This is a genomic window from Gemella taiwanensis (genome assembly GCF_054054385.1).
The window spans coordinates 53672-68540 of sequence record NZ_JBSMTL010000007.1 but is presented as its reverse complement, the minus strand read 5'-3'; the positions used below and the strand labels follow the sequence as shown (position 1 = coordinate 68540).

Sequence of the window (14869 nt, the reverse complement as noted above, 5' to 3'; positions counted from 1 at the left end):
GAAACTTTGTTTTGTTATACTAATAAGAGTAAGGAGGCGTAGTATGTTATTTGATACGCATGCGCATCTAAATGATGATGCTTATTTAGAAGACTTAGAAGAAACTATTGCTCGCGCGAAAGAAGCGGGAGTTAAATTAATAAACATAGTTGGCTTCGATGATAAAAGTATAGAAAAAGCACTGGAAATTACAGCTAAATATGACTTTTTATATTTAACAGTTGGTTGGCACCCAGTAGAAGCAATAGATTTCACAGAAGAAAAATATGAAATGATAAAAAACATTGCTTTAACAAATGATAAAGTAGTAGCAATCGGTGAGATTGGTCTAGATTATCATTGGGATAAAAGTCCAAAAGATGTTCAAAAAGAAGTATTTAGAAGACAAATTCAATTAGCTAAAGAAGTAAATAAACCGATAGTAATTCACACACGTGATGCTATGGCAGATACAATACAAATACTTCAAGAAGAAAAAGCTAGCGAAATTGGTGGGATAATGCACAGTTTTTCTGGTTCTGTAGAAAGCATGAATATTATGCTAAAAGAGAACTTCTATATTTCATTAGGAGGTCCGGTAACATTTAAAAATGCGAAGACACTTAAAGAAGTAGCAAAAGCCTGTCCATTAGATAAGTTGTTAATTGAAACGGATTGTCCGTACTTAACACCAACACCATATAGAGGAAAAAGAAATGAACCTGCATATGTGCATTATGTAGCACAAGAAATTGCAGATCTTAAAGAAATGTCGTATGAACAACTAACAAAACAAACATTCAATAATGCATGTACGTTGTTCGGATTAGAAGATAAAAAGGAGATTGATTAACAGAATGAAATTAGGTAGAATTATTGCAGCAGCAGCAACATCAGGATTATTATTATCAGGAGCTTTCGTAGTAGCGGAAGAATATACAGGGCACAATGTTTTCGCCGTGAGTTTAGATAACGGAAGCAAAGTTGAGTTAAAAGCTAAAAAAGGAACAGTAAGAGAAGTTCTTATTGCTAATGACATTCCTTTTGGAGCAGACGATAGAGTAGAACCAGGACTAGATACAAAGGTAAACGGTGGGGAAACTATTAACATCTATAAAGCTCACGAAGTAACAATCGTTGATGGTGATACAACTACAGTAAGAAAAACTACTTACAAAAAAGTTGGAGATATCTTAAAAGAATTAAACATTACTCTTGGAGAAAACGATAGAGTAACACCAGATTTAAACAAAGAAGTAGCAACAGTTGATACTATTAAAATCGTAAGAGACGGAAAAGCTACAGAAGTTAAAAAAGAAGAAATTAAATTCGGAACAAAAGAAGAAAAAGATGATTCTAAATATGTAGATGAAAAAGTTACTAAAGTTGAAGGTAAAAACGGAGAAAAAGAAGTAACTTATAATGTTGTAAGAGAAAACGGAAAAGAAATTTCTAGAGAAGTTGTTTCAGAAAAAGTACTTACAGAAGCAACAACTAAAGTAGTTGTAGTAGGAACAAAACAACGTCCAGCAGATCAACAAAAATCAGCTAGTCAATCATACGCAGCTCAATCAACTCCAGCTCAATCATATTCATCAGCTGGTGGTTCAGTAAGATTATCAAATGGTAACACTGCAGGAGCAGAAGGAGCGGCAGCAGCTCAAGAAATGGCTCGTCGTACAGGAGTTTCAGCTTCAACTTGGGAACACATTATTGCACGTGAATCAAACGGACAAGTAAATGCTAGAAACGCTTCAGGAGCTAGTGGATTATTCCAAACTATGCCAGGATGGGGATCTACAGCAACAGTTCAAGACCAAATCAATGCAGCTACTCGTGCATACAAAGCGCAAGGGTTAGCAGCTTGGGGAATGAGATAATATAAACAAAAAGGCGATCGCTTGATCGTCTTTATTTGTAAAATTATATAAAGAAAATCTAAGTTATAATATTATGTAATTACACATGATTTTATAACTTAGATTTTTAATTTTGTATTCTCTTTTCAATCAATTTGAATGTTACAAAAGATATCGCAGAACAAATCACTATTGCAATTGCACTAGAATGGAAGATATTACCAATTCCGACTAGTGGTGAAACAACCCCACCTAAGAAAAATGGTACGAACCCGAAGAATGCAGATGCACTACCAGCACGTTCACGCTCTAAACTCATAGCGATAGCAGAACCAGCAGGTAGTATAAAACCTAGCCCTAGTAAAAGAAGGAAGAATCTAGCTTCAATGAATAGGAAAGGTAATGTTAATGTTAATACGATTGCTAGATATATACTAACTGCTAGCATAAGTGATAATCCTAGCTTAATACTATTTTTTTCTTTAAAGCTACCAGCACTTTTACTTCCTAAAACTATAGCAAAACCATTAAGACCAAAACATAAACTGTACATTAATGGAGTTAAATTATAGTGTGTTTGTAAGATAAATGGAGACGCAGCTATATATGCGAACATTGCAGCTAAAGCGAATCCTTGGATGATAACTAGCGCAAAGAACAGTTTATTTTTTGCGACTAGGATGATTGAGTAATAAGTTTTAGTTATTGGAAGATTCAATCTTTTATCTGAATTTAATGATTCATGGAACTTAAAACTTACAGCTAATAAGATAATACCTATTACAGCAAGAGTTACGAAAATTCCTCTCCAGTCTGTAAGTTGTAGTAATAAACTCCCTAATATAGGAGAAAGTATAGGTGCTAATCCATTAACTGCCATAAGTAATGCAAAGAATGCAGCTAGTTCACGCCCTTGGTATAAATCAGTAGAAATAGCACGAGAAATAACTACAGCACCTGCAGATGAAATACCTTGGATAAATCTCAATGTTATCATTGCATAAACATTCGGAAAGATAATAATAGCCAGTGTACTGATTAAATATATAACTAAGCTTATTATTAATGGATTTTTACGTCCGTATTTATCACTGATAGGTCCAATAAGCAATTGCCCTATTGCAAGACCAACCATACTACCTGTTAGAGTAAGTTGAATTGTTGAGGTACTAGCATTGAAAAACGAGGTCATAGTAGGCAATGCTGGTAAATATAAGTCTGTAACAAATGGCCCAAAAGCCGATAAAGTTCCTAGAAATAGAACTAAAAATAATTTAGAATTTCTTTTTAATGTCATATTGACTCCTTTCTATTTTTTGAAATACGTTACGTATTATAGCATAAATAAATTTTTTTCGTAAGTTTTTTTCTTTAAAGAAGTAAAAAAATTTAATATGAAATTTTATAACTATTGATAATAAATCTTAAATAAATATTTTACTATTTTTAGATGTGGGAGATTCAATTTTTGTACTTAACATAAAAACATTAAACTTTATATTTTTAAATATAATTTTGTATTCAAAGTGCGGGGTGTATAATGTTTGTAAACCTCTTAAAAACAGTTGTATCAAGGGTTTATGTCTGTTAAAATAAAAGTATGAAGTACAAAAGGAGGTTGTTAATATGGTAAAAAATTCTCAGAAATTTAAGCATCCTAAGGGGCTGTGGCTTATTAATGTAATGATAGCCATTCAGAGTTATGCATCATATGCAACATCAGGATTTTTAATATTATTTTATACTTATTCTGTAGAACAAGGTGGATTAGGGTTAGATAAAACATTCGCAGGGGACGTTATGGCGTATCTTGGAACAATTGGTTCTCTTCTACCGCTTTTAGGAGCATATTTAACTGATAAATATATCGGTATGCAACGTGCAATTCAGTTTGGTATTCTATTTAACTCGATAGGGACACTGTTTACCGCATTTGCTCATGGTAGATTTTACATCTTCTTAATAGGGGTAATTATTAACTCTATTGCTGGAGCATTCTTCCGTGGTAACCTATCAGCTATTGTAGGGGAACTATACGATGAAAAACAAGTATCTATGAAAGATGCTGCATATAGTATCTTCTATACTTTCGTAAATATCGGAAGTTTACTTGGTCCAATTATCGGTGGTCTAATTTACCAAGATTGGGGAGCTACAAAAGGAGCAGATGGTAAAATTGCAGTTTATGGATTTACACCAGCATTCTTAATGGTTTCTATCTGTTTATTTGTCACATTCATATTATTTACATTTGGTAAAAATAAATTACTAGGTGATTCAGGAAGATATCCAGTTGGTAAAAATAAACATGAATCTGCTGAAGAAAATAAAGAAGACTTAAAAGGATCTAAATATGATAAAGGTCGTTTATATGCTGCCGTTATAATCTTTGTATTCTCTACAGTGTTTTGGTCAGCGTATTTCCAAACACAAACAACAATTACTCTTATGACAGATGAGCTTGTAAATTTAAATGTGTTAGGATTTGATATGCCGATTACTTGGTTAGTTTCATTTAATGGATTCTTATGTATAGTGCTTGCTCCACTATTTGGATGGTTCTGGATGAAAAAAGCAGAAAAAAATAATGACTGGAAAGTAGCTACGAAAATGGGTTGGGGTATGCTACTAACTGGTTTAGGATTTGTATGTTTTGTACTAGGACTTCAATCATTAGGTGGAAAACTAGATGGATCAATAAAAATGAGCATTTGGTACGTATTAGGTGGATACTTCGTACTAACAGTAGGGGAATTACTAGTATCACCAATTGGTATGGCATTGTTCAGTAAATTATTACCTAAAAAATTCGCCGCTATGTCTATGGCGATGTGGTATTTCACATATGTTGTATCTTCATGGATCACAGGTAAAACAGTAGGTTGGACTGAAACTTGGGGTTATGAAAAAGTATTAACTATAATTGCAATAATTATGGGAGTATTAGGGGTACTGCTATTTATTATAGCTAATCCATTAGAAAAAATTATGGCTCTTGATAAAATTGGAAAAGAAGATGAAGAAGAGCTAGAGGTACAACAAGCTTAAAAATAATAAAAAACTGACTTAAATAATCGTAAGTGATTAATTTAAGTCAGTTTATTTTATATCAAAATCTATAGAATCAATATTCATAATAAGTTTGTTATTTATAAACCAAATTAATGAAAATACATAAACGGCATAAGTAAAAAATAATAAAGAAGAAAGAATAGTAATTTTATTATTTTTTAGGAATATGAAATTCAATAAAATTATTATTAAGTAAACAACAACAGAAATTAACAAACGTTGTTTATTTTTTTTTGCCCAATTATTGTATTTTTCCAATAATTCAGCTTTTTTAGCTTCGTTATCCACAAAATTCCTCCTAAGTTTTATATATAAAATTATAACAAATAAAAGACTATGCTGCAATTAAATAACTGAAGTGTAAAAAAGTGAATAATATTTGTATATATTCCCTATTTATGTTGATTGAATACAAATAAATATGGTATAATTAAGTTGCCATATTATACACAAAATTGGAGGCAATATGTCTTATACAAGAGATTATATATTTGAAAAAATAATAGAAAAACTACCTACTTTAAAAATTCATGAAAGACGAGAAAAAGATAATAGTGTTTTTATTTTAGAGTATGAAAATCGTCGTGCAAAAATAGATATAGATAGTTTTGTCAGAAAGTTAGGAGATAAGAAAACTAGCAAAGGGGATAAAAAAATAGAAGAGTTTGTCTACTATATAGTAGAAAATTTCAGTGCACAAACAAGTGTTTCTTTAGACAACATTAATGAAGAACAATTGTTGGAAAATATTTATCCCGTAGTTAGAGCTAGCAGTTTTAATAAAGATAAAGAAAAAGATCTTGTTAGTTTTGAACATACAAATGAAACAAAAATTTATTTAGCGTATGATTTTAAAGATGGCTATAAATTGCTAGATAGTAGTTTTTTAGATAAATTCTCAAAAAATAAGCAAGAAATTTTAGAGGTTGCTAAAAATAATTTAGAAAAATTACCACTTAAGTATAATGTGGATGAAGTTGCAGGGAATAAATTTTATTTCCTAAATGCGAAAGATGGTTATGATGGAGCTAGAATATTCGATAAAAATGTATTAGATTACTTTTATAAGAAAATAGGGGATTCATTTTATGTCGGTCTGCCACATCAAGATACGTTAATTATCGCAGATATAAATAATAAACAGGGATTAGAGATTTTGCAAAAAATGATGGTTCATTTTTTTACAGAAGGTCTAGTGCCGATAACAACAATTACATTTAAATATGATGGAAAAGAACTAGAGAGTTATTTTATTTTTGTAGAATAACTCTAAAAATAAAAATTAAGTATAGGAGAGAGAGTCATGTTATTTTTTTACAATAAGAAAATGTTAGGAGAAACATTATTAATTACTATTCAGAGTAAGGAAGAGGTAACATACGAAGATAAGAAGAATATCACTTTAATTAAAGATGAAAATGGCGCTTTAGTTGGGTTAAATATTTTTAACGTTGAAAACTTGAAATTAGATGGAGAAGGAAGTATTGATTTAACAGAAGAACAAAAAGAGATTCTTCAAAAACGTTTAGAAAAAAATGGAATAAAAATTGATTTAGAAGGAAACAATGACGATTTCTTCGTAGTTGGAGAAGTTTTAAGTTGTGAAAAACACCCAGATGCTGATAAGTTAAAAGTAACTGAAGTAAAAGTTAGTGAAGATGAGACATTACAAATTGTCTGTGGAGCGCCTAATGTAGAAGCAGGACAAAAAGTTGTTGTAGCATTAAGTGGTGCAATGATGCCAAGTGGTTTATTAATTAAAAAATCAAAATTACGTGGTGTAGAATCAAACGGAATGCTATGTTCAAAACGTGAATTAGGATTACCACAAGAAGAAGCGCGAGGAATTTTAGTATTAGATGCTGACACTAAAGTAGGAACTCGAGTGAAAGATTTGAATCTTAAATAAAATCTAACTTAGGAGGTGTAAAGTATGGTTAATTGGAAAAAGTGGTTTTTAGAAGAAGATGAAGATGAGATATTCGAAGAAGAGATATCACGTAAAGAGAAGAAAGAAAGTCCTTTAGAAACTAGGGAAAGAAGAACTGAAAACAAGAGAAAAGAAAGAGTCTATTATGAAGATGAAGAAGATTTTGAAATAGACTTTAGTTCTAGAAAATCTAAGAGATCATTTGAAGATGATGAGTTTGAGTCAGACTCTAGAAATAGAAAAGGAAGAGAGAAAACTCAAGAAAAATTTGATGAATATGAAGAAGTAAACCTTGAGGATTTTGAAATAGATGAATTCGAAGATGATGATTATGAAGAAGACTTCGAACAAGAGAAAAAATCTAAAAAAGGAAATGGTTTCTTTGCTAAATTCAAAAATCTATTTAAACAAAATGATGAAGAATTAGACGATGACTTTTTAGATGAAGATCTTCTTGAAGAAGATGAAGATGACGAGGCTGAAGATTATAAAACATATCTAGAGCGTCAAAAACGTGAACAAAAAGAGAAAGCTAAAATAGCTGAAAAAACACAATCAAGAGTAGTCAAAGAAGAAGACTATGAAGATTATGAAGACGATGAGGAAGAGTACGAAGAAGGTAAAAAAGTAGGATTCTTCTCAAGACTTAAAGAAAAATTATTTAACGTGAGTGATGATGAAATCGATCAAGAAGAATTAGAAGCGGTACTAGATGATTTTGAGGATGAGGTAAAAGAAGAGGAAACTCCAGTTAAGAAAAAAACTCAAGTATCAGTTGAAAGATTTGATTCTGAACCTGAAGAAGAACTAGAGATTGAGTTTGCAGATGAAGTTAAAGAAGAAGCTAAGTTTGAAGAAATCGATATTACTAAATACGAAGAAAAAGAAGAAAAAGCTTCAGCTGGAACAGTTACAGACTTAGGGGATGCTCTTAAGAAACTTGGAGTTTCGAGTTCTGAAATAACTGATGTTGATATCTTTGATGAGAAACCATCAAGAAGAAAACACCCAACTCTTGCTGCTGTTCGTACTAAGAGATTAAAACAAGATCATAAGATTGACACTCTTGGAGACAGTGTAGTACTAGGAAAAGATAGTAGTGAATTAAAACAAGAAGTAGCTACTTCATTCAAAGGTCAAGCTAAAGAGGAAACTCAAGTTCAAGAAGAAAGAACTACTAAAAATAGAGAAGCTCGTAGAGAATTCGAAGAAAACTTTAATTCTCTAGAGAGAAGAAGCGATAAGATTGAAAAAGATAATCCATTATACGCTAAGAAAAACGAAAAATTAGAGGGTATCTTTGATGAAATTCGTGAAAAAGAGAGCAAAACCCACGAGAAAGAGGCTCCAGCACTAGAAGTTAGAGAACTTGATGCTGAAGGAAGCCGCCGTGAAAAATTAAAATATACTTCTGTACATGATGTATTAGAAGGAAATGAAGATTTATTCGAAGATGATATCGACAGAGTAAGCAAAAAACTTGTTGGTGAAAGATTCGAAGAAGGCCAAGAATCTAGCGAAGAAGTTGAAAACTTCAGAAAAGGTTTATATGAAGGTAAGAAATCTGAAAATACTCAAGAAAGAACAGCCTTAGATGAGCTTATTAAAACTGAGAATATTGATGTTTCTCCAAGAAAAGAAGAAACTCTTCCTGAAATAGAAGAACTTAATGAAAACTTAGCTGACCTTAAGAAAGAAAAACAAGAAGAAACTTATGTTGATTTAGTTCAAGAAGTGGCTAAAATAGAAGATGTTGAAGTTGAAGACTACGAAGAATTTAAAGAAGTTAAAAAAGATAGACTTTCTGGTTACAGTGATTATCGTTTAGATGAAGAAGAAATTGAAGAATTAGAAGAACAAAACTATCTAGAAGAATCTGCAGACTCAGTAAATATCGATAGTCTATTAAGAGAAGTATCTCCAAACAATAAGATTATTAAAAAAGCTAATGATGTAGATAAATTCACAGATGAAAAAGTTGTTCCTAAAGAAGTAGCTGAGAAGAGAGTAGAAGACGCTAAAGTTCGCGAAGAAAGTGAACAAGTTGAAGAGGTAGAACGCGGAATAGATTATACTGAAAAACTATATACTAATGATGTTTCTGAGTACTTCGATAAAGGTAATGGAACTAAATTAGGTGAATATAAAACAGTAGATCATGGATATAGACCAGTAAGTAAAGAAAAAATCGAAAATAATCAAAAAATTCTTGACGCAATTTTTGAAAAATATTCATCAGGAATTTCTTCATCGACTAGATCAGTAACGAGTCAAATGATGAGTTCAAATACTATTACACCTAAATCACGCAGTGTTGGTAAATTCAAACCATCTCCAGTATATTCTTCTGTATATGGTTCAGCAACACGTAATACAGCCGAAAATTCAAATAAACCAGTTGGTATATCAACTACAGGATTATCTATAAATAATCAAGTAAAAAAAGATGAACCAAAAATAGCCGAAAAAAAAGCAGTAGAAGCTAAAACAGCTACTACAGTAAAAAATAATGTAAATATCTATAAAGAAATTGCTTCACAAGAAGAGACAGTTTGGAATATAGGTTCAGCAAAACGAGTACCTAAAAACAAGGTGAAAAATAAAAAATAATTAGATAATAGATAAGAAAGAGGATGGCTCAAAAGTCATCCTCTTTTACTTAATGGCTTTAGCCAATTGATGATATGAAGTCTCGGAAATAAATAAACCACCTCTTTTCAGGGGTGATCTTTACTTTGTTAACTTTTTAATCTATTACATATTCTCCAGGGCTTAGGGTGTTAACGATAGTTTCGAATAAAATAATTCCAACTACGTTTAACATTAATCTTGAACGAATTTTTTTTCTGTTTTTTGGTGCATCGTAGACTTTAATCAAATGATCGCTCATTTTTGCTAGTGGACTACTCACAAGGCTAGTGATTGATAGAATTGTTGCTCCATTTTGTTTTGCCTCCAAGACGCAATCATTAATGACGTCAGTATTACCTCCTAGAGAAAATACTAGGATCACATCATCTTTTGTACAAATATCAGGGATTCTTTTAATAGAATAATGTTCAAAATAGTCATTTGACCAAAGGTTAATAAGTTTAAGTTTTCTATTGAAATCACTCATAACCATGTAGCTTGAGCCACTACCTATACAAAATATACGACGAGCATTAATTATTTTATCGGCAAAAGTATCAAAATCATCTTGATTAAGAATAGACATTGTTCGAGAAAATTCAACGCTAAGCTGTTCTTTTAAAGTAATAAAGTTAGAAGAAGTAGCGTTATTATTTTTAGCTAATTCTTTACTCATTTTTAAATCATATTTTAAATCGATAAATGTGTTATACTCCAACTTTTTACAAGCACGAATTACGGTAGAAGAAGAAACGAGAACAGCCTGTTTAATTTCTTTTAAAGTGGTATGTTCAATATTATCTTGCTTCATAAGATAATCGATGGCTTGTTGTTCTGAAATGGATAGTCTATCGTAGTTTTCTTTTAAATTCTCAAAAAACATAAAAATGCCCCCTATAGTAAAATTTACTAATGAATATTTTTTCTTTACTCAGCATTAAGTATCATATCACAAAAATTTTAAAATGAAAAGTTATTTTATAAACGTTTTCTAGAATTTAGTAAAATTTTACTAAAATAGTAATAAATTACAATAGAAGAAACTTTTAGGCAAAAAACTAAAAACCGTTTTCATATCTGTTATAATGTACCTATAAAAAATAACAAAGGAGAAAAGGTAATGGCAAAGAAAAAAAATAAATTCGTCTCTGCTTTTGAGCAATTCGGACGTTCGTTCTTATTACCAGTATCTGTACTTCCTGGTGCAGGTATTATTAAAGGAATCGGGACAGCCTTCAGTAATTCAAACACACTAAAAATGTTCCCAGCGTTAAAAAATGACATTATTCAATTTATTATGAAATTCCTAATTGTATTAGGGGATACAGCATTCAACAACTTACCAATTATATTTGCGGTTGGGGTAGCTGTAGGTTTAGCAAAACGTGAAAAAGGTTCTGCTGCGCTTTCTGGTTTACTAGGATTCATCGTATTACACTACGTACTTAACTTCCTATTAGTACAAAGTCACAAATTAGTAGATACTAGTAAATTATCAAGTAACGAAGCAAAATTAGCATTATCAAATGCCATGCAGACAAAAGTACTTGGTATTCAAACAATGGACCTTAGTGTATTCGGAGGTATCATTGTAGGTATAGTTGTATACTTCGTCCATAAGTGGGCTGTTAAAGTTCAATTACCAACAGTTATTGGATTCTTCAGCGGACCACGTTTCGTACCTATCGCAACTATCGTAATTATGTCGGCAGTTGCTACTGGACTATTCTTTGTATGGCCTCCAGTACAAAAAGGTATCAGTGTATTATCAATCTTCATCCTTAAATCAGGACCTATTGGAACGTTCCTGTATGGTTTAGTAGAGAGAGCATTATTACCATTCGGTCTTCACCACGGTTTAAACTGGCCAGTTCGTACAACTGAATTAGGTGGAGCTTGGGAAATTGGTGGACAACGTGTAGTTGGTACAATCAACGCTTACTTAGCTTCATTAGCTGATCCAAACGTACAACACGTAGATCCAAGTATCACAAGATTTAACGGTGGTAAATTCGTTTACTTCATGTTCGGTCTTTCTGGTGCAGCTTATGCAATGTACAAAACAGCTGACGAGAAAAAACGTAAAGTTGTAGGATCATTATTATTCGCAGCTGCAGGTACTTCATTCTTAACTGGTATTACAGAACCAATCGAATTCACATTCTTATTCGTAGCACCAATTCTTTATGTAGTACACGCATTCTTAGCAGGTTCAGCATTATTCGTAATGCACATGTTAGGAGCAGGGGTTGCTACTCCAACTGGACACGGATTTATTAACTGGGTAATCTATGGAGTACTTCAAGGTCCTAAAACAGCTTGGTGGTTAGTACCAATCGTAGGTGTAGTTTACTTCTTCATCTACTACATCGTATTCAGATTTATGATTGTTAAATTCGATCTTAAAACTCCTGGTCGTGAAGACGGAGATGATGTTAAATTATCTAATAAAAACGAAGCTCGTGCTAAACTTGGTGTAGAAATCGCTACAATCGGTAAAGAAGAAGCACCAAAATCAGTAGACGTAGCTGCTGGTGATGATGAAGTAATGGAAACAGTACAAAAAACACCAGAAGGAATTAGAAAACAAGCGATTGAATTAGTTAAAGCACACGGTGGACCAGATAACATCGAAGCTGTAGATGCTTGTATAACTCGTTTAAGAATTAATGTAAAAGATAAAAGCTTAGTTGACCAAGAACGTATTACAACGAAACTTGGAGCTATGGGATTTGCAGAAAGTGATATGCAAATGCAATCAATTTACGGATCTCATGCTAATGTATTAAAAATGGAAATCCAAGAAATGCTTGGTATGGAGGAATAATTTCATGAAGAATTTGTTTGTTACAGACTTAGACGGTACATATGTTAAGAATTCAGTGTTCGTAGAACAAGAAGATTTAAAAGCGTATCATGATGCGAAAAAATACGGGGATTTCTCAGTTGCGACTGGGCGTTCTGTTGAAGAAATCAAATATATTGCAGAAGGCAATGATATGGATGTTACACACATGATAGGGTTTAACGGAGCGGTCGTAACAAGACAAGATGAAGTTCTTTTTGAAAAACACATTCCTACTAAAGATTTAACTGGAATATTTGAATATCTAAAGGAAAGCAAATTAATATTTGATGCTTTAGATGGAAAACAACGTATCGGTAATTTTGATCATGAGAAAAAAGATAGATTGTGGAACATGGAACTAATTTGTGTTAAAAATCCTTTTGAAATACTAAAAGGAAAAACAATCTATAAAATAAATGTAAGACCAACAAAAGACCAATTAGATTATCATTACGATATAATGAAAGAAAAATTTCCAGAAGTAGAGATTTATAAATCAGGTTCAACACGTATGGAAATCACAGCAAAAAATATTTCTAAAGCTAGTGGTATTGAAGCTATCAGGTCAGGATATGATAGGGTAATAGCTTTAGGAGATTCAGGAAATGACGTGGATATGTTTAAAGTAGCTGACATCTCATACTGTATGAACCGTGCGCCACAAGAAGTAAAAGAGCAAGCTACACACGTAGTAGAAGATTTTGCAGCGGCGATAAAACATTTTGTAGAGAACTATGAATAGTAAAAAGAACCAGCAGAGATGCTGGTTCTTTTTTGTGTACTTAGTATTTTTCTAATAGTTCACCTCTTACCGCTGAGATAAGATAAAGTGAACCTGTAATTAGAAGAATTTCATCATCTTTTAGATTTGGGATAATATTGTTTAATGCAACTTCATAATTCTCATATTTAGTAACATGAGTATCACCAAAGCTTTTTACTAGATTATCAAGATTTGATTCTTTAATTTCGATTGGAACTTTTGTTGCTGAGAATTCAGCTGGGATTGATTTTAATTTTTCAATCATATCTTTATAATCTTTGTCTTCTAGAATACCAAGTAGAATCTTCAATTTAGAGAATTTTTGCTTATCTAGGTAGGCTACTAAACTATCAATTCCATCATTGTTATGCGCGCCATCTAGAAGGATATTTTCACGAATCCATTCTAAACGTCCTACCCAAACTGATTTGCTTAGAGCTTCTTTTATAACCTTATCTTCTATATCGATAATATTGCGTTTTTTCAGGTTAGATAATGCTTCTAGAGCTAAAGATGCATTAAAAGTTTGGTGTGCACCGACCATTTTAGTAGAATAATCTACACCTTTATATGAGAATACGTTACCTCTAGCTTCGACTTTCTTCACAACGATATCCTTTTCGTTTAAAATACTTAAGCTAGCATTTTTTTCTTCACATATGTCTTTTATTACATTTACGACACCTTCACAAGCAGGATAAATTAGAACATTATCATTTTCTTGGATAATTCCACCTTTTTCATAAGCAATTTTTTCAAGAGTATCGCCAAGAATCGCAGTGTGATCTAGACCGATTTTTGCAATTATAGATAATACTTTTTCTTTAAAAATATTTGTTCCATCATATCTTCCGCCAAGACCAACTTCCATAATGACGAAGTCTGTTTTTTGATCTCTAAAGTATAATAAAGCTACACCAGTGATAATTTCAAAGAATGACAGTTTATCGCTAGGATCTGGATTATTTTTATCGTAAGTTTCTTGAACTAGTTTGAATAATCGATAAGCTTCTTTATATGAAATAAAATCATCGTTAACACGGATTCTATCGTTAAAACTCAGCATACCAGGACTTGTATATAATCCAACTTTATATTTAGTTTTTAACACATCTTTCAAATAAGAACAAGTAGAACCTTTACCGTTAGTTCCAGCAACATGAATTACTTTAAGATCTTTTTCAGGATGATCGAAAAGTTCAAGAATATGTTCCATTCTGTGAAGACCAAGTTTCATCCCAGTACGTTCTATTTTATACGATGAAGTAATAAGAAGTTCTTCACAAACACACTCAATCGCATAGTTTATAATTTCATCTTCATCTAAAGTTAGAAGTTTTTCAGCAAGTTGCTCTAAATTTAACTGGCTGAAAAGCTCTAATATGTTATTTTTATCTTTTAAATTATTTTCTTTTAAATATTTCTCAAATTTTATTTTACAATTCAAACTCATAAATAAACACCAACATTTCTAATAATATACACTTAATTTTATAATGATAAAGATGAATTGTAAAGGATATAATTTTGGTGAATTTGATGGAGGGATTTAGCTAGGAACTGTTCCAAAAGTTCTAAAATTTAACAAAATCAATAAGAGAATTCATAGACGCAGTGGTTTATTGATATCTAAATTCACTTTATAAAAGCTTTTTAGATGTCTAATAAACCACTGTGGAAAGTGACTCTACAAAATCTTGTTTCTTAAGAAATCAAGATTTTTGAGTCACTCCCAATACAAAAAAGTGCATACTTTAATTTTAATTGTTAGTATGTTAGTATAATTA

11 protein-coding genes and 2 pseudogenes are annotated in these 14869 nt (G+C 31.6%); 9 read left to right on the top strand and 4 right to left on the bottom strand.

Going from position 1 to position 14869, the window contains the following annotated elements; genetic code table 11:
* Positions 1-43: 43 nt before the first annotated feature.
* The 3 genes and pseudogenes from ACWOA3_RS06270 to ACWOA3_RS06260 all read left to right on the top strand — a co-directional run.
* Complete coding sequence (locus ACWOA3_RS06270) at positions 44-832, top strand: TatD family hydrolase (protein ID WP_456884782.1); 789 nt, start codon at positions 44-46, stop codon at positions 830-832.
* Positions 833-836: 4 nt separating this feature from the next.
* Positions 837-1487 (top strand): annotated as a pseudogene (locus ACWOA3_RS06265) (G5 domain-containing protein); the annotation flags it as partial.
* Between the two features lie 69 nt (positions 1488-1556).
* Positions 1557-1859, top strand: a pseudogene (locus ACWOA3_RS06260) (transglycosylase SLT domain-containing protein); the annotation flags it as partial.
* Positions 1860-1965: 106 nt separating this feature from the next.
* Here the strand turns inward: ACWOA3_RS06260 and ACWOA3_RS06255 are convergent.
* On the bottom strand, positions 1966-3135 hold the full coding sequence (locus ACWOA3_RS06255) for a multidrug effflux MFS transporter (RefSeq protein ID WP_456884780.1): 1170 nt from the start codon (positions 3133-3135) through the stop codon (positions 1966-1968).
* Positions 3136-3464: 329 nt separating this feature from the next.
* On the opposite strand from ACWOA3_RS06255, the gene ACWOA3_RS06250 reads away from it, so the two are divergent.
* Entirely contained in the window at positions 3465-4886 is a 1422-nt protein-coding gene (locus ACWOA3_RS06250; protein WP_003148072.1) for a peptide MFS transporter, read from the top strand.
* A gap of 51 nt (positions 4887-4937) precedes the next feature.
* Here the strand turns inward: ACWOA3_RS06250 and ACWOA3_RS06245 are convergent, their stop codons facing one another.
* Complete coding sequence (locus ACWOA3_RS06245; RefSeq protein WP_003148070.1) at positions 4938-5198, bottom strand: hypothetical protein; 261 nt, start codon at positions 5196-5198, stop codon at positions 4938-4940.
* A 178-nt stretch (positions 5199-5376) separates the two neighbouring features.
* Here ACWOA3_RS06245 and ACWOA3_RS06240 point away from each other — a divergent pair, with 178 nt between their 5' ends.
* The 3 genes from ACWOA3_RS06240 to ACWOA3_RS06230 are packed head-to-tail and all read left to right on the top strand — an operon-like array spanning position 5377 to position 9450.
* The gene (locus ACWOA3_RS06240) at positions 5377-6177 is read left to right on the top strand and encodes a DUF1444 family protein (RefSeq protein ID WP_456884777.1); all 801 of its coding nucleotides are present in this window, start codon (positions 5377-5379) and stop codon (positions 6175-6177) included.
* A gap of 36 nt (positions 6178-6213) precedes the next feature.
* Positions 6214-6819 (top strand): YtpR family tRNA-binding protein, encoded by a 606-nt coding sequence (gene ytpR, locus ACWOA3_RS06235; RefSeq protein WP_003148066.1) that lies wholly within the window; start codon positions 6214-6216, stop codon positions 6817-6819.
* Between the two features lie 24 nt (positions 6820-6843).
* Entirely contained in the window at positions 6844-9450 is a 2607-nt protein-coding gene (locus ACWOA3_RS06230) for a hypothetical protein (RefSeq protein ID WP_456884775.1), read from the top strand.
* 136 nt (positions 9451-9586) lie between these two features.
* Here the strand turns inward: ACWOA3_RS06230 and ACWOA3_RS06225 are convergent, their stop codons facing one another.
* Positions 9587-10354, bottom strand: a complete 768-nt coding sequence (locus ACWOA3_RS06225) for a MurR/RpiR family transcriptional regulator (RefSeq protein WP_456884774.1) — start codon at positions 10352-10354, stop codon at positions 9587-9589.
* A gap of 237 nt (positions 10355-10591) precedes the next feature.
* Here ACWOA3_RS06225 and ACWOA3_RS06220 point away from each other — a divergent pair, with 237 nt between their 5' ends.
* On the top strand, positions 10592-12298 hold the full coding sequence (locus ACWOA3_RS06220) for a PTS transporter subunit EIIC (RefSeq protein WP_456884772.1): 1707 nt from the start codon (positions 10592-10594) through the stop codon (positions 12296-12298).
* A gap of 4 nt (positions 12299-12302) precedes the next feature.
* Positions 12303-13061, top strand: coding sequence for a Cof-type HAD-IIB family hydrolase (locus ACWOA3_RS06215; protein ID WP_456884770.1), 759 nt, complete (start codon positions 12303-12305; stop codon positions 13059-13061).
* 40 nt (positions 13062-13101) lie between these two features.
* Here ACWOA3_RS06215 and ACWOA3_RS06210 read toward each other — a convergent pair whose 3' ends face one another.
* Positions 13102-14535 carry a bifunctional folylpolyglutamate synthase/dihydrofolate synthase gene (locus ACWOA3_RS06210; protein WP_456884768.1) on the bottom strand — a complete coding sequence of 478 codons (1434 nt, stop codon included), beginning with the start codon at positions 14533-14535 and terminating at the stop codon, positions 13102-13104.
* Positions 14536-14869 lie beyond the last annotated feature (334 nt).